This window comes from Phycicoccus sonneratiae, assembly GCF_016887965.1.
GTDB lineage: Bacteria > Actinomycetota > Actinomycetes > Actinomycetales > Dermatophilaceae > Phycicoccus > Phycicoccus sonneratiae.
Genome location: NZ_JAFDVD010000010.1, coordinates 1 through 21,332, shown reverse-complemented (window position 1 = coordinate 21,332; position 21,332 = coordinate 1). Strand labels below are relative to the sequence as shown.

General features: G+C 72.3%; 22 protein-coding genes. 11 read left to right on the top strand and 11 right to left on the bottom strand.

All coding sequences use genetic code 11. The features are described 5' to 3' along the window. Positions 1 to 8: 8 nt before the first annotated feature. The 5 genes from JQN70_RS10220 to JQN70_RS10200 all read right to left on the bottom strand — a co-directional run bounded on the left by JQN70_RS10220 (position 9) and on the right by JQN70_RS10200 (position 6,982). Positions 9 to 1,640, bottom strand: a complete 1,632-nt coding sequence (locus tag JQN70_RS10220) for a BCCT family transporter (RefSeq protein ID WP_204131241.1) — start codon at positions 1,638 to 1,640, stop codon at positions 9 to 11. A gap of 153 nt (positions 1,641 to 1,793) precedes the next feature. Next, positions 1,794 to 2,765: an ABC transporter substrate-binding protein gene (locus tag JQN70_RS10215; RefSeq protein ID WP_204131240.1), complete on the bottom strand. Its 972-nt coding sequence runs from the start codon at positions 2,763 to 2,765 to the stop codon at positions 1,794 to 1,796. An 82-nt stretch (positions 2,766 to 2,847) separates the two neighbouring features. Next, positions 2,848 to 4,971: an ABC transporter permease gene (locus tag JQN70_RS10210; protein ID WP_204131239.1), complete on the bottom strand. Its 2,124-nt coding sequence runs from the start codon at positions 4,969 to 4,971 to the stop codon at positions 2,848 to 2,850. After that, on the bottom strand, positions 4,968 to 6,071 hold the full coding sequence (locus JQN70_RS10205) for a quaternary amine ABC transporter ATP-binding protein (protein WP_307835911.1): 1,104 nt from the start codon (positions 6,069 to 6,071) through the stop codon (positions 4,968 to 4,970). Before JQN70_RS10205 ends, JQN70_RS10210 begins: the two co-directional genes overlap by 4 nt. A 128-nt stretch (positions 6,072 to 6,199) precedes the next feature. Continuing rightward, positions 6,200 to 6,982 carry an IclR family transcriptional regulator gene (locus JQN70_RS10200; RefSeq protein ID WP_204131237.1) on the bottom strand — a complete coding sequence of 261 codons (783 nt, stop codon included), beginning with the start codon at positions 6,980 to 6,982 and terminating at the stop codon, positions 6,200 to 6,202. Positions 6,983 to 7,103: 121 nt separating this feature from the next. Between JQN70_RS10200 and JQN70_RS10195 the strand changes: the two genes are divergently transcribed. Continuing rightward, positions 7,104 to 7,484, top strand: a complete 381-nt coding sequence (locus JQN70_RS10195) for a RidA family protein (RefSeq protein WP_307835910.1) — start codon at positions 7,104 to 7,106, stop codon at positions 7,482 to 7,484. Between the two features lie 16 nt (positions 7,485 to 7,500). Here the strand turns inward: JQN70_RS10195 and JQN70_RS10190 are convergent, their stop codons facing one another. Together JQN70_RS10190 and JQN70_RS10185 are read right to left on the bottom strand one after the other, a co-directional pair. After that, the gene (locus JQN70_RS10190) at positions 7,501 to 7,884 is read right to left on the bottom strand and encodes a GFA family protein (protein WP_204131235.1); all 384 of its coding nucleotides are present in this window, start codon (positions 7,882 to 7,884) and stop codon (positions 7,501 to 7,503) included. A 5-nt stretch (positions 7,885 to 7,889) separates the two neighbouring features. Then, positions 7,890 to 9,329: a trimethylamine methyltransferase family protein gene (locus JQN70_RS10185; RefSeq protein WP_204131234.1), complete on the bottom strand. Its 1,440-nt coding sequence runs from the start codon at positions 9,327 to 9,329 to the stop codon at positions 7,890 to 7,892. Positions 9,330 to 9,460: 131 nt separating this feature from the next. Between JQN70_RS10185 and JQN70_RS20900 the strand changes: the two genes are divergently transcribed. The 5 genes from JQN70_RS20900 to JQN70_RS10160 are packed head-to-tail and all read left to right on the top strand — an operon-like array spanning position 9,461 to position 14,357. Beyond that, positions 9,461 to 10,228: an IclR family transcriptional regulator gene (locus tag JQN70_RS20900; RefSeq protein ID WP_204131233.1), complete on the top strand. Its 768-nt coding sequence runs from the start codon at positions 9,461 to 9,463 to the stop codon at positions 10,226 to 10,228. Further along, positions 10,225 to 10,890: a corrinoid protein gene (locus JQN70_RS10175; protein WP_204131232.1), complete on the top strand. Its 666-nt coding sequence runs from the start codon at positions 10,225 to 10,227 to the stop codon at positions 10,888 to 10,890. Before JQN70_RS20900 ends, JQN70_RS10175 begins: the two co-directional genes overlap by 4 nt. Continuing rightward, positions 10,887 to 11,777, top strand: a complete 891-nt coding sequence (locus JQN70_RS10170; RefSeq protein ID WP_204131231.1) for a dihydropteroate synthase — start codon at positions 10,887 to 10,889, stop codon at positions 11,775 to 11,777. Before JQN70_RS10175 ends, JQN70_RS10170 begins: the two co-directional genes overlap by 4 nt. Continuing rightward, positions 11,774 to 13,744 carry an ASKHA domain-containing protein gene (locus JQN70_RS10165; RefSeq protein WP_204131230.1) on the top strand — a complete coding sequence of 657 codons (1,971 nt, stop codon included), beginning with the start codon at positions 11,774 to 11,776 and terminating at the stop codon, positions 13,742 to 13,744. Before JQN70_RS10170 ends, JQN70_RS10165 begins: the two co-directional genes overlap by 4 nt. 19 nt (positions 13,745 to 13,763) lie before the next feature. Beyond that, the gene (locus JQN70_RS10160; protein ID WP_307835909.1) at positions 13,764 to 14,357 is read left to right on the top strand and encodes a DUF1638 domain-containing protein; all 594 of its coding nucleotides are present in this window, start codon (positions 13,764 to 13,766) and stop codon (positions 14,355 to 14,357) included. On the opposite strand, the gene JQN70_RS10155 is transcribed toward JQN70_RS10160, so the two are convergent. Then, positions 14,344 to 14,865, bottom strand: coding sequence for a MarR family winged helix-turn-helix transcriptional regulator (locus tag JQN70_RS10155; protein ID WP_204131228.1), 522 nt, complete (start codon positions 14,863 to 14,865; stop codon positions 14,344 to 14,346). The two genes, JQN70_RS10160 and JQN70_RS10155, sit on opposite strands and share 14 nt — an antisense overlap. Before the next feature lie 88 nt (positions 14,866 to 14,953). On the opposite strand from JQN70_RS10155, the gene JQN70_RS10150 reads away from it, so the two are divergent. Further along, on the top strand, positions 14,954 to 15,592 hold the full coding sequence (locus JQN70_RS10150) for an FMN-dependent NADH-azoreductase (protein ID WP_204131227.1): 639 nt from the start codon (positions 14,954 to 14,956) through the stop codon (positions 15,590 to 15,592). Positions 15,593 to 15,622: 30 nt separating this feature from the next. Here the strand turns inward: JQN70_RS10150 and JQN70_RS10145 are convergent, their stop codons facing one another. After that, the gene (locus JQN70_RS10145; protein ID WP_204131226.1) at positions 15,623 to 16,507 is read right to left on the bottom strand and encodes a homocysteine S-methyltransferase family protein; all 885 of its coding nucleotides are present in this window, start codon (positions 16,505 to 16,507) and stop codon (positions 15,623 to 15,625) included. A 62-nt stretch (positions 16,508 to 16,569) separates the two neighbouring features. Beyond that, positions 16,570 to 17,436, bottom strand: a complete 867-nt coding sequence (locus JQN70_RS10140; RefSeq protein WP_204131225.1) for a methylenetetrahydrofolate reductase — start codon at positions 17,434 to 17,436, stop codon at positions 16,570 to 16,572. A 123-nt stretch (positions 17,437 to 17,559) separates the two neighbouring features. Between JQN70_RS10140 and JQN70_RS10135 the strand changes: the two genes are divergently transcribed. Further along, positions 17,560 to 18,000 (top strand): VOC family protein, encoded by a 441-nt coding sequence (locus JQN70_RS10135; RefSeq protein ID WP_204131224.1) that lies wholly within the window; start codon positions 17,560 to 17,562, stop codon positions 17,998 to 18,000. Positions 18,001 to 18,022: 22 nt separating this feature from the next. Here JQN70_RS10135 and JQN70_RS10130 read toward each other — a convergent pair whose 3' ends face one another. Then, the gene (locus JQN70_RS10130; RefSeq protein WP_204131223.1) at positions 18,023 to 18,289 is read right to left on the bottom strand and encodes a hypothetical protein; all 267 of its coding nucleotides are present in this window, start codon (positions 18,287 to 18,289) and stop codon (positions 18,023 to 18,025) included. A gap of 75 nt (positions 18,290 to 18,364) precedes the next feature. On the opposite strand from JQN70_RS10130, the gene JQN70_RS10125 reads away from it, so the two are divergent. From JQN70_RS10125 to JQN70_RS10115, 3 genes are all read left to right on the top strand, one after another. Next, positions 18,365 to 19,261, top strand: coding sequence for a LysR family transcriptional regulator (locus tag JQN70_RS10125; RefSeq protein WP_204131222.1), 897 nt, complete (start codon positions 18,365 to 18,367; stop codon positions 19,259 to 19,261). A 52-nt stretch (positions 19,262 to 19,313) separates the two neighbouring features. After that, positions 19,314 to 20,087 carry a ParA family protein gene (locus JQN70_RS10120; protein ID WP_204131221.1) on the top strand — a complete coding sequence of 258 codons (774 nt, stop codon included), beginning with the start codon at positions 19,314 to 19,316 and terminating at the stop codon, positions 20,085 to 20,087. Between the two features lie 93 nt (positions 20,088 to 20,180). Then, positions 20,181 to 21,233 (top strand): NAD(P)-dependent alcohol dehydrogenase, encoded by a 1,053-nt coding sequence (locus JQN70_RS10115; RefSeq protein ID WP_204131220.1) that lies wholly within the window; start codon positions 20,181 to 20,183, stop codon positions 21,231 to 21,233. Positions 21,234 to 21,332 lie beyond the last annotated feature (99 nt).

The following is a 21,332-nucleotide window of genomic DNA, read 5'->3' as shown; positions in this document are numbered from 1 at the left end:
GGGGTGCCTCAACCCTCGGTGCGCGCCGGCTCGACGACCGGGCGCTCGCCCGGGTGCTCGCGCAGGTGGCGACGGATCGGGCCGCGCAGGGTGGACTCGAAGGTCTCCTCGCGCAGCGACTTCCACAGCGAGACGCACAGGCCGATGAGCACCATGAGGAAGGGGAACCCGATGATGATGACGCCGGTCTGCAACGCGCTCAGGCCGCCCGCGAAGAGCAGGACGACGGCGATCGCGCCGGTGGCCACGCCCCAGAAGACGACGAGGCCGCGGTTCGGCTCCTCGTCGCCGTTCTGGCTGAGCATCCCCATGACGATCGAGGCCGAGTCGGCGCCGGTGACGAAGAAGATCGCGATGAGGAAGACCGCGAGCACGACGGTCACCGTCGAGAGCGGGAACGAGCGCAGCGTGTCGAACAGGGTCGTCTCGAGCCCCGCGTCGACGAGCGCCTTCATGTCCTTGCCCTGGGTCAGCTGCAGGTCGAAGGCCGAGCCGCCGAGGATCGAGAACCACACGAAGGAGACGAGCGAGGGGATGGCGATGACGAAGACGACGAACTGGCGGATGGTGCGGCCCTTGGAGATGCGGGCGATGAACATCCCGACGAAGGGGGTCCACGAGACCCACCAGGCCCAGTAGAAGATCGTCCAGCCGTTGAGCCACTCGGCGCCGCCGAAGACGCCGGTGCGGAAGCTCATCGTCGGCAGGTGGGTGAGGTAGCCGCCGAGCGACTCGGTGAAGGTCGAGAGGATGAAGACCGTCGGGCCGACGACGAAGAGGAAGAACACGAGCAGGGCGGCCGCGACCGCGTTGGCGTTCGACAGCCACTTGATGCCCTTGTCGATGCCGCTGACCGCCGAGACGACGAAGCAGAGGGTGAGCACCGCGATGACGACGGCCGCGGCGGTCGTGCCGTAGCCGCTCTTGCCGAAGACGTTCGCCAGGCCGCCGGTGATCTGCAGGGCGCCGAGCCCGAGCGAGGTGGCCGAGCCGAAGAGCGTCGCGAGGATCGCGAGGATGTCGATGCCCTTGCCGGCCGGTCCGTCGGCGTGGCGGCCGATGAGCGGCCGGAAGGCGGCGCTGATGAGGTTGCCGCTGCCCTTGCGGTAGGCGAAGTAGGCGATGGTCAGGCCGATGACGGCGTACATCGCCCAGGGGTGGAAGCCCCAGTGGAAGAACGTGTACTCCATCGCGAGGTGGGCCGCCTCCTCGCTCCCCGGCTCGGCGAGCCCGAGGGGCGGGGTGTTGAGGTGGGTCAGCGGCTCGGCGACGCCGTAGAACATCAGACCGATGCCCATGCCGGTCGCGAACATCATCGAGACCCACGAGAACGTCGAGAACTCGGGTTCGGAGTCGTCGGGGCCGAGCTTGATGTTGCCGTACCGGGTCGCGGCGAGGAAGGCGCTGAAGAGCACGAAGCCGCCGCTGGTCAGGACGAAGAACCAGCCGAAGTTCTCGGTGATCCAGCCGAGGACGTTGCCCCCGGACTCGCCGAAGCCCTCGTTGTCGATCGCGCCGTACAGCAGGAAGACGAGGGCCAGTCCGGCCGCCGTGCCGAAGACGACGGTGTCGACGCGCCCGCGCGGGCGGTGGCCGTCGGGATGCTCCTGCTCGACTCTCTCGGGTGCGCTCGTGGCCATGGGTGGTCCCTTCGTCGTTGCGCTGGACGGAACGCTGTGCGCATCACACAACACAGGCAGTGTGATCCAGGTCACCCGACGCGTCAACGGCCGAGGCCGGACCGTCACCCGCGGGAGCGGGGACGATCCGGCCTAGAGGAGTCCGGCGGGGCGTCAGCCGAGCCAGGCGGCGACCTTGTCCGGGTTGGCCTCCACCCACTTCTTGGCGGCGTCGTCGGGGGTCATGTTCTGGTTGGCGATCATCTCGGACACGGCGTTCTGGTCGTCATTGGTCCATTGGAACTTCTTGATGAGGTCCACTGCGGGAGAACCCGACTCGGCGAACTTCGTGGCGATCAGCTTGTTGAGCGCGTACGGCGGGTAGTCGCAGGCGACCTTCTTGGCGTCGGCGTCGCACCCGTCGGTGTACTTCGGCAGGTCGACCTTGACGAGCTTCATCTCGGAGAAGAACCACTGCGGGTCGTAGAAGTAGGCCAGCAACGGGGTCTTGTTCTTCTCGGCCTGGCGGAAGCTCGTGATGAGCGCCGCCTCCGAGCCGCCGGTGACGACCTTGTAGTCGAGCTTGAGGTTGGCCACCAGCGCCTCGTCGTTCGTGACGTACGACGGGTCGCCGTCGAGCAGCTGGCCCTTGCCGCCGGACTCCGAGGTCTTGAACATGTCGGCGTACTTGTTGAGGTTCTCCCAGTTCGTGATGTCCGGGTACTTCTCGGCCATCCACGGCGGCACGTACCAGCCGATGATCCCCTGGTTGCCGGTGAGCCCGGCGTCCTGGACGGTCTTCTGCTCGGTGATGTACTTCTTCGTGAGGTCGGCGTGTCCCCAGTTCTCGACGATGGTGTCGATGGACCCCGAGGCCATGCCCTGCCAGCCGACCTCCTCCTTGACGTCGGGGTAGGTGACGTTGCAGCCGAGCTTGGTCTTCGCGACGTAGCCGATGACGTGGGCGTTGCTCACGTAGCCGGTCCACGGGTTGACCGCGATCCGCAGGTCGCCGCAGTCCTTCCCGCCGGCCGCGGTGTCCGACCCGCCGGACTGCTCGATGTTGCCCCCGCCGCAGGCCGCGAGGCCGAGGGCCACCGCGGCGAGGCCGGCGATCAGGGGGAGCCGGGTGGTTCCTCGTGGCATTGACTTCTCCCTCTTCTGTGTCCGCGTCCTGGCGCGGGGTCGTGGTGGTGGTGCATGGTGCGCGGGGTCCGGGGCGGTCCCGTCACCGTCCGTACCGCGCGGCGGCGTACCGCGCGATCCGGTCGAGCATGATCCCCAGGGCGGTGATGGCGATGCCGGCGGCCAGGCCCTTGCCGAAGAGCTGGCCCTGGACGAAGCCCTGGACGATGAGGTAGCCGAGGCTGCCGCCACCGACCATGCCGCCGATGACGACCATCGACAGCACGTAGAGCAGGCCCTGGTTGGTCGCGAGGACGAGCGCCTCGCGGGCCATCGGCAGCTGGACCTTGGAGATCATCTGCCAGCGGGTGATGCCGGTGGAGCGGGCCGCCTCGACCGAGGTCGGCGAGACGCCCCGCACGCCGTCGGCGACGAGCTTCGTGGCGATCGGCACGGCGTAGGCGACGGCGGCCATGATCGCCGTGAAGCGGGTCGCGGCGAAGAGGGCGAGCGCCGGCACGAGGTAGACGAAGGCGGGGATGGTCTGGAAGCCGTCGAGGAAGGGCCGGATGACGGTGTCGGTGCGCCGGCCGCGGCCCATCGCCACCCCGAGGACGACGGCGATGAGCATGACGAGGAGGGTCGCGACGATCGTCATCGTCAGGGTGACCATCGCGTCGTACCAGAGCCCGGTGCCGAGGATGACGGCCTCGCAGACGGCGGTGACGACGGTGGGCCGCCAGCCGCCGAGGAGGTACGCGACGGCGAGGAGCACCAGCGCCATGACCCACCACGGCAGGTCGGACATCACCGACTGGAGCGGGTTGAGCATGCCGAGCGTCACGAGGTCCTTGAACCCGTTGGTCAGGCCGGACAGCGCGTCGACGACGGCGGTCGTCAGGTCGTTGATGTGCGTGCTCAGCGGCCCGGAGGTCAGCTCGCCGAGCAGCGGGACGGCCGAGACGTCCGGGAACTGCGAGAGCTGGAGGTAGAGGGTGGAGTAGTACGCGGCGACGAGCGCCGGCACGAGGAGCAGGCCGAGGACCAGGCGCCGGCCGCCGGGGGTGAGCCGCTTGGCCGGCTCGCCGTGCCCGCCCTCCTCGGTGGCCCAGCGGGGCAGCTTCTCCATGACGACGGTCGGTCCGCGGAAGAACCCGGGCGAGCTGACGGCCGTCACGCGCTGGCCGGCCGGTGCGGAGCGCTCGCTCGCCGCGGTCGTCGTGCGGTCGAGCATGATCGCGATGAGGACGATGCCGAGGCCGGCGACCGAGGCGGCTCCGACGTTGAGGCTCTGGAGCGCCGCGACGACCGGCTTGCCGAGGCCCGGGCCGTTGACGAGCGCGGCGATCGTCGCCATCGACAGCGCGGCCATCGTGCTCTGGTTGATGCCGACGACGATGGTGCGCTTGGCCATCGGCAGCTGGACCTGGCGCAGCAGCTGGCCCTTCGTCACCCCGAGCGAGCGGCCGGCCTCGACGGTGTTCGCCGCGACCGAGCGCAGGCCGTGCTCGGTGATGCGCACGAGCGGGGGCAGGGCGTAGATGAGGGTGAGGACGATCGCGCAGGCCGGGCCGATGCCGAAGAACAGCGCGATGGGGGTGAGGTAGGCGAACGACGGCATCGTCTGCATGACGTCGAGGACGGGGGTCATGAGGGCGGACGTGCGGTGGCTGCGGGACATCGCGATCCCCAGCGGCAGCCCGATGACGATGCAGATGAGCACCGAGACGACGGTGATGATCAGCGTGTCGACGCCGTCGGTCCACAGCCCGGCCACGCCGAGGAAGAGGAGGACGGCCGTCACGAGGAGGGTCGAGCGGAGGCCGGCGAGCGTGTAGGTCACCCACGCGGCGAGGGCGAGGACGCCCAGCCAGCCGAGGTAGGCCCCCGGCGTCACCGAGCTGAGGTGGGACTGGAGGAACCCGACGAAGGAGTCGAGCACGCTCGCGATGCTGCCGAGCACCCCGTGGAAGAACCAGTTGTCCTGCCCGAGCAGCTGCACGCGGTCGCGGACCTCGTTGAGCCACTCGTGCAGGCCCGTGGTGTCGGCGTTGGCCAGGGCGAGGGTCTGCTTGCCGCGCAACGTCGCCCACGCGACCAGCCAGAGGACGAGGACGACGAGCAGCTTGCGTCCCGTGTGCCGTGAGGGCATGACGACGGTGTGCGGCTGCTCCTCCTTGGTGGCCCGCGGGGCGGGCGCCGGTGCCGGTTCGAGCGTCGTCGTCACGACGCGCCGGACCCGGGACGGTCGCCGTGCTGCTCGACGACGACGACACGGAGGATGTCCTCGTCGTCGACGACCCCGACGACGGTGCCCGAGGAGTCGACGACCCGCACCGGGCCGTCGGCCGCGAGCACCGCCCGCGCGGCCTCGCGGACGACCGTGGTGTCGGGCAGCGCCGGGGCGCCGGCACCCTCGTCGGCCGAGCCGGGCTCGCGCATCACCCACTTGAGCGTCAGGACGTGCGACTTCGGCACCTCGGCGGTGAAGTCGCGCACGTACTCGTCGGCCGGGGCGCCGATGATCTCGTCCGGTGCGCCGACCTGGACGATCGCGCCGTCGCGCATGATGAGGATGCGGTCGCCGAGCTTGAGCGCCTCGTCGAGGTCGTGGGTGATGAAGACCATCGTCTTGCCGACCTCGTGGTGCAGCCGGATGACCTCCTTCTGCATGTCGCGGCGGATCAGCGGGTCGAGGGCGCTGAACGGCTCGTCGAACATCAGGACGGCGGGGTCGCCGGCGAGCGCGCGGGCCAGGCCGACCCGCTGCTGCATCCCGCCGGACAGCTGGTCGGGGTAGTTCTGCTCGTACCCCGAGAGCCCGACGAGGTCGACCATCTCCTGGGCCCGGTGGCGTCGCGGGCCCTTGTCCTCCCCGCGCACCTCGAGGCCGAAGGCGATGTTGTCGATGACCTTGCGGTGGGGGAGCAGGCCGAAGTGCTGGAAGACCATCGAGACCTTGCGGCGGCGGATCTCGCGCAGCTGCTCCTCGCCCATCGCGGTGAGGTCGTCACCCCCGAGGAGGACGGTGCCCGCCGTCGGCTCGATGAGGCGGGTGACGAGCCGGACGAGCGTGGACTTGCCGGAGCCCGACAGGCCCATGACGACGAACACCTCTCCGGGCGCGACGTCGAACGAGACGTCGCGCACGCCGATGACGTGCCCGCTCTTGGCCTGCAGCTCCTGACGGCTCAGCTCGAGGTCGGGGGTGCCGACGAGCTTCTCGGCGTTCGGTCCGAAGACCTTCCACAGCCCGCGCACCGACAGCGCGCTCGAGGATGCCTCCGACTGGGGCGTCCTCGCCCGGTCCACGGCCAGGTCGGTCACCGTCCACCTCCGCAGTGGTTGCGCCATGTGCAACACCATGTGTTCTGCGCAACAGGATGGACCCCGGCCTCCCGGGGGTCAAGGGTGTGGACGCCCTGTGGTCACAGCGTTTCCGCGGTGGCGCGGGGTCAGCGCTCCCCGGGGCCGTGGGCCAGCCGGCCCGAGATCTCGGCCGTCGCCGCCCGCACGAGGGGGACCAGCTCCTCGACCCGGCCGCCGGCGAACCGGAAGGTCGGCCCGGAGACCGAGACGGAGGCCACGACGTCGCCGTGCGCGTCGCGGACGGGCGCGGCGACGGCGGTGAGGCCGACGTCGAGCTCGTCGACGGCCACGGCCCAGCCGCGCTCGCGCACCTCGGCGAGCTGGTGGTCGAGCGTCGCGCGGTCGGTGATCGTCGCCGGGGTGTAGCGGACCAGGTCGCCGAGCAGCCGGCCGAGCTCGCCCTCGGGGAGCTCGCTGACGAGGACCTTGCCGTTGCTCGTCGCGTGGAGCGGGATGTGCTGGCCGACCCAGTTGTACGAGGTGAGGTTCGTGCTGCCGGAGACCTGGTCGACGTAGAGCGCCGCGCCACCGGAGAGCACCGCGAGGTTGACCGTCTCGCCGGTCTCGGAGGCCAGCCGCCGCACGACCGGCCGCGCCTCCTGGACGAGGTCGAGGCGGGCGTTGGTCGCGCCGGCGAGCTTGAGCACCCCGACCCCGAGGCGGTAGCGCCCGCGTTCCTCCACCTGCTCGACGAGCCGCCGGCGCTCCAGGGCCGAGACGAGCCGGCTGGCGGTGGACTTGTGGACGCCGAGCTCGCGGGCCAGCTGGGTGATGCCGGCGGCGCCGTGCAGGGCGAGCAGCTCGAGGATCGTCACGGCCCGGTCGACGGACTGGACGGTGCTGGCTCCGTCCCGCGTGGTGGTGCGCATGGCGCAACGGTAGCGAATGGCGCAACCCCCGGCGTCGAGCCCCGGCGGCGGGGCTGGTCAGGCGCCCCCGGGGTTGGGAGGATCGCGGGGTCCCGAGCACCGCACCCCCCGGAGGTCCGCCGTGACCCGCCAGATCGTCGGCACCCCTGATGCCCCGTCGTCGCCGCTGTTCGCCCAGGGGGTGCGCGTCGGGTCCCACCTCCACGTCTCCGGGATGACCGCGGTCGACCCGGCCACCGGCGAGATGGCCGGCCCGACCATCCGGCAGCAGCTGCGGCAGGCGCTCGCGAACTGCGAGGCGGTGGTCGCCGCGGGCGGCGGGGCCCCCGAGGACGTCGTCGAGGTGGGGGTGCTCCTCGCCCACCCCGAAGACTTCGCCGGTCTCAACGAGGCCTGGGCCGAGTACTTCGGCGACTCCCCGCCGGCGCGTCACGTCGCCCGGCTCGGTCCCGAGCTGCCCGGGGTGCTCGTCTCGGTGCGGATGACCGCGATCCTCGGGTAGGCCGCCGGGCCCCGGCTCACTCGTGGTCGCGCTGCTCCAGGGTGTCGTCGAGGCGGTGGTAGTCGGAGGCGTCGGCCACGTACCAGGCGCTCGTCGTCCGCAGGCCGGTGGGCGGGTCGAGGGTGCCCGCGGCCAGCGAGGTCCGCCCGGAGCCGTCGACCCGCCAGAACAGCGTGGACCCGCACGTCGCGCAGAACCCGTAGCGCACGCCCGGCGCCGCCTCCCACCACCGGAGGGCCTCGTCGCCGCTGACGGCGAGGTCGTCGTCGGCGGTGGAGGTCGCGGCCAGGAAGTGTCCGGTGACGCGGCGACAGCGGTCGCAGTGGCAGTCCACGACGTCGCGCAGCGCACCGGTCGCCTCGTACCGCACGGCCCCGCAGGCGCAGCCGCCGGCGTGCACCGGGGTCAGTCGCCGAGCTCGCGGCGCCGGCGCACGACGTACTCCTCGAGCTCGGCCCGCACGGCCTCGTCGAGGGCCGGTTGCTCGTACTCCTCGAGCCGCTTGCGCCAGATGGCCGCCGCGCGGGTCGCGGTGTCCTGGGCCCCGTTCCGCATCCACCGCTCGTAGTTCTCGGAGGAGTTGAGGAACGGGCGGTAGAAGCAGGTGCGGAAGCGCTCCATCGTGTGCATCGACCCGAGGAAGTGCCCGCCGTGCCCGACCTCCTGGTGCGCGTCGAACCCGAGCGACCCCTCGTCGATCTCGAGCGGCGTGAACTCGTGCTGGAGCATCTCGACGATCTGGCAGTCGACGACGAACTTCTCGAAGCCGGCGACGAGGCCGCCCTCGAGCCAGCCGGCGCTGTGCATCACCCAGTTGGTGCCCGCGAGGAAGGTCGGCAGCAGGGTCATCAGCGCCTCGTAGCCGGCCTGCGCGTCGGGGACCTGCGAGGAGGTCAGCCCGCCGCCGGTGCGGAAGGGCAGCCCGAAGTGGCGGGCGATCTGGCCGGTGCAGAGGAGGCCGATGCCCGACTCCGGCGTGCCGAACGTCGGTGAGCCGGACTGCATGTCGATGTTCGAGAGGAACGACCCGAAGATCACCGGGCAGCCCGGCCGGATGAGCTGGGCGAGCGCGATGCCCGACAGCGCCTCGGCGATCTGCTGGACGAGGGCCGCCGGGATGGTGACCGGCGACATCGCGCCCATGAGGATGAACGGCGTGAGCACGCACGGCTGGCCGGCGGCGGCGTACTCGAAGAGCGCGTCGAGCATCCGGTCGTCCCAGCGCAGCGGGCTGTTGCAGTTGACGAGGCTGATCGAGGTGGGGGTGCGCTCGATGGCCTCGCGCCCGCCGAAGAGGATCTCGGACATCGCGATGACGTCGCGCGCGTTCTCGCCGGAGACGACGTTGCCCATGAACACCTTGTCGGTGAGCGTCATCAGCGCGTAGGTCATGTCGAGGTGGCGCGAGTCGAGGGGGGTGTCGTTCGGCTCGCAGACGACGCCGCCCGCCGAGTCGAGGACCGAGAAGGACTGCGAGAGACGGGCGAAGTTGCGGTAGTCCTCCATCGTCCCGTCGCGGCGCGTCTCGCCCTCGCGGACGAACGGCGGTCCGTACACGGCGCCGAAGGCCATCGAGTCGCCGCCGATGTGGATGTTCCGCTCCGCGTTGCGGGCCTGCACGTCGAACTCGCGCGGGGCCTTGGCCACCTGCTCGAGGACGAACTCGGGGTCGAGGAAGACCGTGTTCTCCTCCACCTTCTGGCCGGCCTGCCGGAACAGCTCGAGGGCCCGCTCGCTCATGAACTCGACGCCGATCTCGGTGACGAGGCGGCGCCAGCCGGCGTCGAGCTGGGACATCGCGTCGGCCGAGAGGATCTCGTAGCGCGGCATCCGGTTCGTGAACATGCGCGGCCTCCGGGGGCGGGACGACGTTGACGGTGAGCGGGGTCACATCCTAGCCTCATGATGTGGACCGGCAAGGCCCACATCATGAGCACCTCTCGCCCACACCCTGACCACCCCAGGAGGACCCGGCCGTGACGCCGTCCAGCCCGAGCACCGGGACCCAGTCGATCGACCGGGCCGCCGACCTCGTGGGACGCGTCGTGCGGGCCGACGGACCGGTCACCGCGACCGCGCTCGCCGAGGCGACCGGCCTGGCCCGCTCCACGGCCCAGCGCCTGCTCGGCGCCCTCGAGCGCTCCGAGCTGCTCGCCCGCGACGAGGCGGGCGGCTGGGCCCCGGGACCGCTCTTCGACCTCTACGCCACCCGCCGCGCCGACGACGAGGTGCTCGTCGAGGCCGCCGGTCCGTCGATGCGCGCGCTCGGCGAGCTGACGGGCGAGACCGTCAACCTCGGGGTGCCCCGACGCGGCACCGTCGTCCAGGTGGCGCAGGTCGACGCGGCGTACTTCCTCGGCTCGCGCGACTGGGTGGGCACCGACGTGCCGGCGCACTGCTCGGCGCTCGGCAAGGTCCTCTACGCGCACGGCGCCCTGCCCGTCCCCTCCGGCCGGCTCGACGCGCCGTCACCGGCCTCGGTCACCTCCGGCGCCCAGCTCGCCGAGCAGCTGCCGGGCATCCGGCGCGCCGGCTGGGCCGCCACCGTCGACGAGCTCGAGCCCGGCCTCACCGGCATCGCCGCGCCCGTCCGCGCACGCGGCGTTGTCGTCGCCGCGCTCGGCATCTCCGGGCCGACCTCGCGTCTGTCCGACCAGATCCCGTCGACGGGTGCGCTGGTCGCCGGCCACGCCGCGGCGCTCTCCGCACGGCTCGAGAACCACCCACAGGAAGGTGCGGCATGACCCCCGACGACATCCTCAAGGGCCTGTACGACGAGACGCTCGTCGGCAACGGCCCGGCCGTCCTCGACCTGACCCATCAGGCCCTCGGGATGGACATGGCCCCCGGCAGCCTGCTCTTCGACGCGCTCATCCCGGCGCTCGAGGAGGTCGGTGCGCGCTTCGAGCGCGGCGACTTCTTCGTCCCCGAAATGCTCATCGCCGGGCGCGCGATGGCCGGTTCGATGGAGGTGCTGCGACCGCTGCTCGCCGACACCGGCGTCGAGACCATCGGCAAGTTCCTCATGGGCACCGTCAAGGGCGACGTGCACGACATCGGGAAGAACCTCGTGAACATCATGCTCGAGGGTGCCGGCTTCGAGGTCATCGACCTCGGGGTGCAGGTCGCCCCGGAGAAGTTCGTCGCCGCCATCGACGAGCACCAGCCCGACATCGTCGGCTTCTCGGCCTTCCTCACGACGACGATGCCGATGTTCAAGGCCAACATCAACGCCCTCGAGAAGGCCGGCATGCGCGACTCGGTCATCGTCATGGTCGGTGGTGCGCCGGTCACCCAGGAGTACGCGGACGCGGTCGGCGCCGACGGGTACGCGGCGGATGCGTCGGCGACCGTCAAGCGCGCCAAGGCCCTTCTCCAGGAGCGCCGTTCGAAGGTGCTCGCATGAGCGCCCCGCTGCGGCACACGGTGCTCCGGTCGGCGACCAAGGAGGTCGTCATCGGGGCCGACAAGCCGTTCTGCGTCATCGGCGAGCGGATCAACCCCACCGGCCGGCCGGTCCTCCAGGCCGCGCTTCGCGAGGGCGACCTCTCGATCATCGCCAAGGACGTCGCGGCGCAGGTCGCCGGCGGCGCCGACGTGCTCGACATCAACATGGGGGTCCCGCTCACCGACGAGGCCGAGCTGCTCGTCACGGCGATCCGGATGGTCCAGGGGCTCACCGACCTGCCGGTGTGCATCGACTCCTCGGTCGTCGAGGCGCTCGAGGCCGGGCTCGAGGCGTACGAGGGCCGGGCCCTGGTCAACTCGTGCACCGCCGAGGACGACCGGCTCGCCGCCATCCTCCCGCTCGTCAAGAAGTACGACGCGGCGATCGTGGCCCTGCCCAACGACGAGGACGAGATCCCGATGGAGGCCGAGAAGCGCCTCGCCCTCACCGAGAAGATCGTCCGGGTCGCCACCGAGGAGTACGGCATCGCGATCGACGACATCGTCATCGACCCGCTCGCCATGCCCATCGGCGCCGACTCCACGGTCGGTCGCACGACGCTCGAGGTGATCCGCGGCATCCGCGAGCGGTGGGGCCTCAACACGACGTGCGGTGCGTCCAACGTCAGCTTCGGGATGCCCGGGCGGCACGCGCTCAACGCCGCGTGGCTGCCGCTCGCGATGTCCGCCGGCATGACGAGCGCGATCATGGACGCCCGCACCCCGCAGATCGTCGACGCGGTGCGCGCCTCGGACCTGATGCTCGGCAACGACGAGTGGGGGATGTCGTGGATCGCGGCGCACCGGGCCCGACAGGCGGCGGAGGCCGCGGCCAGCCCCGCGTGAGCCACGACCGGGGGCCGGACCAGCCGTTCGAGGACGTCGTCGAGGGCCTGCGCCGCGAGGGCCTGCTCGAACCGCCGCCGTCCGCCGGCGAGACCGACGAGGTGCCCGAGGGCACGGGACGGGTCACGTTGTCGTTCAGCCCTGCCGAACGGTCCGTGCGCGTGCCGCCGGGGGTGTCGGTGTTCGACGCCGCGTCGTGGAACGGCATCGCCGTCGACTCGACGTGCGGCGGTCACGGCACCTGCCGCAAGTGCCTCGTCCGGCTGACCCGCGGCACCTCGCCGGTCACCCGGCACGACCGCCGCACCTTCACCGACGACCAGCTCGGCGAGGGATGGCGGCTGGCCTGCCTCGTGCGGGCCACGCACGACCTCGCGGTCGAGGTGCCCCCGCTCGTCACCCGCCCCAAGGCCTCGACGGTCGGGGTCGGCCGGCAGGTCATCCTCCGGCCGTCGGTGCAGAAGCGGTACGTCGAGCTCACCGAGCCGACCCTCGCCGACCAGCGGACCGACCTCCAGCGGCTGCGTGACGCGGTCGACGACCTCACCCTCGAGCCCGATCTCCACGCGCTGCGACGCCTGCCGAAGGTGTTGCGCGAGAGCGACTTCAAGGTGACGGCGGTCGTCGTCGACGAGGTGCTGATCGACGTCGAGCCCGGCGACACCTCGGGGCACCGACACGCCATCGCTTACGACCTCGGCACGACGACGGTCGTCGCCACGCTGCTCGACCTCGAGACCGGGACGCCGGTCGCCGTGGCGAGCATCCTCAACAAGCAGCAGCCCTTCGGCGGCGACGTCATCACGCGGATCAGCGCGACGATGATGGACCCCGAGGCGCTGCCGCGGCTCACGGCGCTGGCCCGCGACACCCTCGCCGAGCTGGCCGCCGAGGTGTGCGAGGAGGGCGGCGTCGACCCGGCCGGGGTGTACGAGGTGGCCCTCGCCGGCAACGCGACGATGACCGCGCTGCTGCTCGGTGTCGACCCCGAGCCGCTCGGGGTGGCGCCGTTCATCCAGGTGGCCGCCGACTGGCCGGTGCTGCGGGCGAGCGACCTCGGGCTCGACCTGCACCCGGGGGCGCGGGCCGTCGTCTTCCCCGCGCTCGGCGCGTACGTCGGCGGCGACATCGTCGCGGGGATGCTCGCGAGCGGCCTCGACCGCGACAAGCGGGTGCGGCTGTTCGTCGACGTGGGCACCAACTGCGAGATCGCGCTCACCGACGGGGAGCGCATCGTGACGACCGCCGCCCCGGCCGGGCCGGCGTTCGAGGGGGGTGCCATCCGGTGCGGGATGCGCGCGGCCGACGGCGCGATCGAGGTCATCCGCCTCGACCCGACGGCCGAGGACCCCTCCGCCGCAGTGATGTTGGGGGTCATCGGCGACGTCGAGCCGCGCGGGCTGTGCGGCTCCGGGCTCGTCGACGCGGTCGCCGAGCTCGCGCGCGTCGGGCTGCTCGACGCCTCCGGCCGCTTCGTCCCGGAGGAGGTGGCCGCCACCACTGCGCCGGCCCTCGCGGACCGGCTGACGACCGTGCGCGACGGCGAGCGGGTCTTCGTCCTGCACCGGACGGCTCCGGACGCGCCGGCCGCCCAGTCGGTCTACCTCTCGCAACGCGACGTCCGCGAGCTGCAGTTCGCCAAGGCCGCGATCTCCACGGGGTGGACCCTGCTGCTCGAGGAGCTCGGGCTCGAGGCCTCCGAGGTCCAGCAGGTGCTGCTCGCGGGCTCGTTCGGCTCCTACCTGTCGCCGGCGTCGGCGGTCCGCATCGGTCTCGTGCCGAAGCTGTCGGTGCTGCGCATCGTCTCGGCCGGCAACGTCGCGGGGGAGGGCGCGAAGATGGTCCTGCTGTCGGCCCGCGAGCGGGCCGGCGCCGACGCGCTGCTCGAGGAGGTGGCCTATGTCGAGCTCTCGGACCGTCCCGACTTCAACGACCGCTTCGTCGACCAGCTCGCCTTCCCCGTCTGAGCGCGGGGCGCCGGGCCGGGTGGCCCTCGTCGCGTGCGGGGCGATCGCCCAGCCGGCCGCCGCGGCCGCCGAGCGCCACGGGTGGCCGGTGGACGTCCACCCGCTGAACCCGTTGCTGCACAACCGCCCCGAGCGAATCGCCGCCGCCGTCGAGGAGCTGGTCGTCGAGCTCCGCAACCGGTACGACCGGGTGGCCGTGGGCTACGCGGACTGCGGCACCTACGGTGAGCTCGACGAGGTCTGCGACCGGCTCGGGGTCGAGCGGCTGCCGGGGCTGCACTGCTACGACCTCTTCGCCGGGCAGCGCGAGGTCGAGTCCCTCACCGACGACGAGCCGGGCACCTACCTGCTCACCGACTTCCTCGTGCGGTCCTTCTCGCGCACCGTGGTCCACGAGCTCGGGCTGGACCGACACCCCGAGCTGCGCGACGACTACTTCCGGCACTACACGCGCGTCGTGTGGCTCGTGCAGACCACCGACCCGGGGGAGCGGGCCGAGCTGTGCACCCTCGCACAGGACGCCGCCGACCGCATCGGGCTCCCGCTCGTGGTGCGGCACACCGGCACCGGCGGCCTCGAGCGCGCCCTCGACGGGCTGCTCAGCACTCGCTGAGCGGACTTTCGTCGACCGGCTCGAGGTCCATGCCGGCGGCCCGCGCGACCTTGCGGGCGGCGACGCCGAGGGCGCGCAGCTCCTCCGCGCTCAGCACGTCGACGACGAGCCGGCGGGCCTCGCGCACGTGGCCCGGAGCGCTCTCGCGCAGCTTGTCCCAACCGGCCTCGGTGAGCCGCGCCTCCACCCGGCGAGGCCCGGCGCCGGTGCACGTGGACCGGGTGATCCAGCCGTCGGCCTCGAGCCGGCCGGCGGCGTGGGAAAGCCGCGAGAGCGACCCCCGGGAGAGCATCGCGAGCTCGGAGAGCTGGAGGGTGGCGTGGGGGGCCGCGGACAGGGCCACGAGGACGTGGTACTCGAAGGAGTTGAGGCCGGAGTCCCGCTTGAGCTGCACGTCGAGGGCGCTCGGGAGGGCGGCGACCAGCGACATGAGCGACTTCCAGTCGCGGAGCTGGTCGTCGTCGAGCCACGGGACGGGGTCGGCGGTGGCCGTCGGCTCGGGGGTCATGACAACATCGTACCGCTGACTTGAACATTCAAGTCATCCATGCCTAGGGTGGAGTTGAACATTCAACCCACCCTCCGAGGAGACCCCCATGACCGTCCTCCGCGTCGACGCCAGCATCCAGGGCGACCGGTCCGCGAGCAGCGCGCTCGCCGACCTCGTGCTGGAGCACTTCACCGCCGCCCGCCCGGACGAGCAGGTGGTCCGCCGCCATCTCGGCGCGGAGCCGCTGCCGTCGACCGCGTGGCCGCTGGCCGTCGCCGGGAACTTCACTCCGGAGGAGCAGCGCACCGAGGAGCAGCGCGCTGCCGTCGGGCTGGCCCGCACCCTCGCCGACGAGCTGCGCGGTGCGGACGCCGCCGTCCTCGCCCTGCCGCTCTACAACTGGGGGGTCTCGCAGCACGTCAAGGCGTGGTTCGACCTGGCGATCGCCGGCGCCGAGCACGGCGCCCGCCTCCTCGACGGCACGCCGGTCGTCGCCCTCGTGACGCGGGGTGGCTCCTACGCTCCCGGGACGCCCAAGGAGGGCTGGGACCACAGCACCGACTACCTGCGCCGCGTGCTCGTCGACGTGTGGGGTGCCGACCTGACGCTCGTCGAGCGCGAGCTGACCCTCGCGGGGGTCAACCCGGCCATGGACGAGCTGGTCGAGCTCGGGACGCTGATGCGCAAGACGGCCGAGGAGGCTGCGGTCGACGCCGGTGCCGCCCTGGCCCGCCGGGCCGCCTGAGCCGTAGCGAGGCCGACCGGCCCTCGCCGCCTACCCGGTGGCGAGGGCCGCGGCCATCGCCCGGGTGTGCTCGGGGGAGGAGCCGCAGCAGGCGCCGATGACGTCGATGCCGAGGTCCCGCAGCTCGAGGGCGTGCTCGGCCATCGCCTCCGGACCGACCGTGTAGACGAACCGGTCGCCGTCGAGCTCGGGGAGACCCGCGTTGGACTGGGCCACGAGCAGCAGCCCCTGCGGACGACCGGCCACGAGCTGCCCCGCGATGGAGAGCATCTCGTCGGGGCCGCGCCCGCAGTTCGCGCCGACGGCGTCGACGCCGTCGCCGGCGAGGGCGGCCAGCGCGGAGGCGGGGTCGACGCCCATCATCGTCCGCAGGTTGGTGTCGAAGGACAGGGTGACCACCACCGGGAGGTCGGGCGCCACCTCGCGCGCGGCGGCCACGGCGGCCCGGGCCTCGCCGAGGTCGCTCATCGTCTCGACGAGGAGCAGGTCGGCCCCGCCGTCACGCAGCCCGCGGACCTGCTCGGCGAAGAGCGCGGTCGCCGCCTCCGGCGTGAGGGTCCCGAGCGGCTCGAGCAGCTCTCCGGTGGGCCCGATGTCGCCGGCCACCAGTGCACCGTGACGGTCGGCCACGGTGCGGGCGACGGTGGCGCCGGCCTTGTTGACCTCCTCGGCCCGGCCGGCGAGCCCGTGCTGGGCGAGCCGGGGCTCGGTGGCGCCGAAGGTGTTGGTCGTGATGAAGACGGCTCCGGCGGAGGCGTACTCGTCGTGGAGGGCGTCCACGGCCGCGGGGTTGGTGAGGTTCCAGGACTCGGCGCAGTCACCCATCGGGAGGCCCCGCTCCTGGAGCAGCCAGCCGTAGCCGCCGTCGAACACGGCGGGCCGACCGGCGAGGAGGGTGCTCAGGCGGTTCGTCACCGTTCCACGGTACGAGCCGGGGCGCACGCCGGCCACGGCGTCCCGCGCCCCGGACGCCCGGCTCAGCGCGGGGGGCGGACCCGGGCCGTCGCGGCCTCCTCGAGCATCCGCTGCCGCCACGTCTCGACGACCTCGACCTGGTTGAACGTGAAGAGGTGCAGGCCCTCGATGGCCAGCGCCGGGTTGGCCGACAGCGCGGCGACCCGGCTGACGAACCGGTCGGTGGAGAACCCCGGTGCGGCGATGCGGGCGAAGACCGACTTCTGCTTGCGCAGGAACCGGAGTGACTCCCCGACACCGATCTTCGTCGCCATCCCGAGCAGCTTGGTCCGCTCGACCGGGCCGGGCACGCCGACGAGCAGCGGGAGGGTCACCCCGCGGCGGCGGATGCGCTCGCACCACGTGCCGAGGTGCTCGGCGTCGAAGGTCATGTTGGAGACGACGTGGGTGGCGTACCGGCGCTTGTCCCACATCGACTGGACGGTGACGTCGTCGTCGATCGTCGGGTGCGACTCGGGGTAGCCGGTGATGCCGACCTGCGTGAACGGGTGGTCGATCGTCGCGAGGTCCTGGAGCAGGTCGAGGGCGGCGGTGTAGTCGCCGGCCGGCGGATCGGCGTCGCCCCCGGGGACGAACACCGCGGAGATGCCGGCCTCGGCCAGCCGCGCCACGACGTCCTCGAGCTCGGAACGACCGGTGACCATCCGGGCCGCCAGGTGGGGCACGACCTGGTAGCCGCGCCCGGCGAGCAGCGTCGCGAGGTCGAGGGTGGCTCCCAGCCCCTTGCCCGGGGCGGCGGTGACCGTGACGGCCACCGAGCGGGGTACGTGGGTTGTCACGGCGTCGGCGATGGATGCCGTGGGCATCACCTCGTAGCGCGCACCCTCGAGGAGGCGGGCCGTGGCGACGGTGGGCAACTCGTTGCTCATGGGGCAACCTGTCTCGCGATACGCACCGAACGCCGCCCAGCGTAGGGGTCGGACCCGGGCCGGCGCCAGAGCGCGTCCACGTCCGCGCAGCCGCCCGTCGGCGGGTCGTGCGAGGCTGCCCCGATGGACCAGCGGATCTCGTTCGTCACCCTCGCCGTCGTCGACCTCGAGGCGTCGCGGCGGTTCTACGTCGACGGGCTGGGGTGGGTCCCCGAGCTCGACGTCCCCGGCGAGGTCGTGATGTTCGACGTCGGCGACCGGCTCGTGCTCTCGCTGTGGGACCGCGCGGCCTTCGAGGCCGAGGTCGGTGAGCGGGCGGTGCAGGGCCCGGGCGTGCTGCCGTTCACCCTCGCCCACAACGTCGAGACCCCCGCGCGCGTCGACGAGGTGCTCGACCTCGCCGCCGCCGCGGGGGCCGACGTGGGTCCGGCGACCGACCGCGAGTGGGGCGGCTACACCGGGTACTTCGCGGACCCGGACGGGGTCCGCTGGGAGGTGGCCTGGAACCCGGGGCCGATCGGCCTCCGGGTGGTGCCGGCCACCGACACCTCGGCGCGCGGCTGAGGCGCGCGCCCGCGGGGTCGGTTCAGAGGCCGGCGGCGCGACGCAGCGTCGTGTGCTGGCCGTGGTAGCGCTGGAGGTTCTCGTGGAGGATGGCGCGGATGACCGGCGCCTCGGCGGCGCCCTCGCCGCTCGCCTCCTGCGCGTCGACCGCGACGAGGAGGTCCTCGATCTCGGCCGGGGTGCGGTAGTGCGAGAGGTCCTCACGCAGGGTGCGGACCGCGGCGCGACGCTCGCGGCGCTCGCGCAGCTCGTCCTTGACGGTGGTCCAGAGGGTGGTGGTGTTCGTCATGCCTCCAGTGTCCGGAGTCACCATCCATGCGTCCAATGAAAACGGCACATACGACACATGCGGTATCGTCATGGGATGGAGACCGACGCCCTGCGCTGGTTCCAGCTCGTCGCCGACGGCTACACGGTCACCGAGGTCAGCGACGTCTTCGGCGTCAGCCAGCCGGGCGTTTCTCGCGCGCTGGCCCGGCTCGAGGACGAGGTCGGCACCCCGCTGCTGCACCGCCAGGGCCGGGTGCTGCGGATGACCCACGCGGGCGCGGCCTTCAAGCGCCACGTCGACGCCCTCGTCAACAACCTCGACGACGGCCTCGCCGCGGTCGGTGAGCTCGTCGACCCCGAGAGCGGGGTCGTCACCCTCGCCTTCCCGCTGAGCCTCGGCAGCTGGCTCGTCCCCAACCTCGTCGGCGCCTTCCGCCGCGATCACCCCCGGGTGCGGGTCGCCCTCGAGCGCACGGCGGTGGGGGAGGACGGCCGGATCTCGGCGCAGCTGGCGACCCGGCGCGCCGACCTCGAGCTGACGGCGGCCCGCGTCGCCGGCCAGGGCGTGGTGTGGCAGCGGGTGCTCGTCGAGCCGCTGGTGCTCGCCGTCGCCCTCGGGCACCCGCTCGCCGGGCGGGACGACGTGGCGCTCGCCGAGGTCGCGGACGAGCCGTTCGTCCTGCGCGGGGCACCGTCCGGCATGCGCCAGCAGACCCTCGACCTGTGCCGCGCCGCGGGCTTCGAGCCCGAGATCGCCACCGAGGCCGACGACTTGCCGACCATCCGCGGCTTCGTCGCGGCCGGCCTCGGGGTCGCCGTCGTCCCCGCCCAGGGCCTGCGCTGCCCGACGACCTTCGCCCGCACGCGGCTCCTGCCGCTCACCGACGCCGGCGCCCAGCGCGAGGTCGGCCTGGCCTGGGTCGACGGGCGCCCGCTGCTGCCGTCGGCGGAGGCCTTCCGGCGCTTCGTCCTTGCGTCGGGCGCCGGTTGAGCGGATGAGAGAATCGCCGCGACCCGACCCACACCACGGAAGGCCCCGCTCGATGGCGCGTACGCCCAAGGCCCCCATCCTCGCCCTGGCCAACCAGAAGGGCGGCGTCGCGAAGACCACGTCGGTCGCCTCGCTCGGGGCGGCCTTCGCCGAGGCCGGGAAGCGCGTGCTCCTCGTCGACCTCGACCCCCAGGCCTGCCTCACCTTCAGCCTCGGCATCGACCCCGACACCGTCGAGGCCTCGGTGCACGACGTGCTCGTCGGCGGCACCCCCCTCGCCGACGTGGTCCACGAGTGCGACGACGGTGTGCACCTCGTCCCCAGCTCCATCGAGCTCGCCGGCGCCGAGGCGGTGCTGCTCGGCCGCCCGGCCCGCGAGTACGTGCTGCAGTCGGCCCTCGACCCCGTGCGGCGCGACTACGACGTCATCGTCCTCGACTGCTCGCCGAGCCTCGGCGTGCTCACCCTCAACGCCCTGACCGCGGCGACGGGGGTCATCGTGCCGATGCCCTGCGAGATGCTCAGCCACCGCGGCGTCGGCCAGCTGCTCGACACCGTCGCCGACGTGAAGAAGATCCTCAACAAGAAGCTGCGGGTCGTCGGCATCCTCCCGACCCTCTACGACGGGCGCAGCACCCACGCCCGGGAGGTGCTCGAGGACGTCGGGTCGCGCTACGACCTGCCGGTGCTCTCGCCGCCGATCCCCAAGACGGTGCGCTTCGCCGAGGCACCGGCCGTGGGGCGCTCGATCCTCGCGACGGCCCGCTCCTCCAAGGGCGCGAAGGCCTACCGCGAGGTGGCGGCGGGCCTGCTCGAGCAGCTCTGAGGCGTATTCCGCCGTCGGGGGTGAGAATCCTCGTCGTCGAATGTCTGTCGAGAGTTTGACCGCGCCCCGGGGTGCGGTCCTAGCGTGGGGTGCATGACGACCACGACCCCCGCACTCATCGCCGACTCGGCGACCTCCGGCTTCCACCAGGGCACGATCGAGCGGCGCGACCTGCGCCCCGACGACATCCGCATCGCCATCGCCTACGCGGGCATCTGCCACTCCGACATCCACACCGTCCGCGAGGAGTGGGGTCCGGCGCACTTCCCGCTGACCGTCGGCCACGAGATCGCCGGCACTGTCGTCGAGGTCGGTGACGAGGTGACGCGGCACGCCGTCGGCGACCGGGTCGGCGTCGGCTGCCTCGTCGACTCGTGCGGGCAGTGCGAGCCGTGCAAGGACGGCATGGAGCAGTTCTGCACCAAGCCCTCCGTCGGCACGTACAACGCCCAGGGCTACGACGGCGAGTGGACGATGGGCGGCTACTCCCAGGAGGTCGTCGTCAGCGAGCGCTTCGTCCTGCGCATCCCGGACGGCATGGAGCTCGACGTCGCCGCGCCGCTGCTGTGCGCCGGCATCACGACGTACTCGCCGCTGCACCGCTGGGGCGCGGGCACCGGCAAGCAGGTGGCGATCGTCGGCGTCGGCGGGCTCGGCCACATGGGGGTCAAGATCGCCGCGGCGATGGGCGCGACGGTGACGACCATCTCGCGCAGCGACGCCAAGGCCGAGGACGCGAAGTCGCTCGGCTCGAGCGCCCACATCGCCTCGTCCGACGAGGAGGCGATGAAGGCCGCGAAGGGCACCTTCGACATCGTCCTCAACACGGTGAGCGCCGACATCCCGATCGCCGACTACGTCGCTCTGCTCAAGCCGGCCGGCGTCGTCGTCAACGTCGGCCTCCCGCCGGCCCCGTACGAGATCCCGCCGGGCTCGCTCATCGGCGGCAACAAGGCGGTCGCGGGCTCGCAGATCGGCGGCATCGCCGAGACCCAGGAGATGCTCGACTTCTGCGCCGAGCACGGCATCGCCGCGACCATCGAGGTCGTCGACGCCGCCGACGTCGACGCGGTCTGGGACCGGGTCGTCGACGGTGACGTGCGCTACCGCGCAGTCATCGACACGAGCACCCTGACCGGCGGCTGAGCAGCCGACCGGCACGCGAGAGGGGCCGCATCCCACCCGGGATGCGGCCCCTCTCGCGGAGTGCCGGGCGCGGGCGTCAGCCCTGGGCGCCCGACCCCG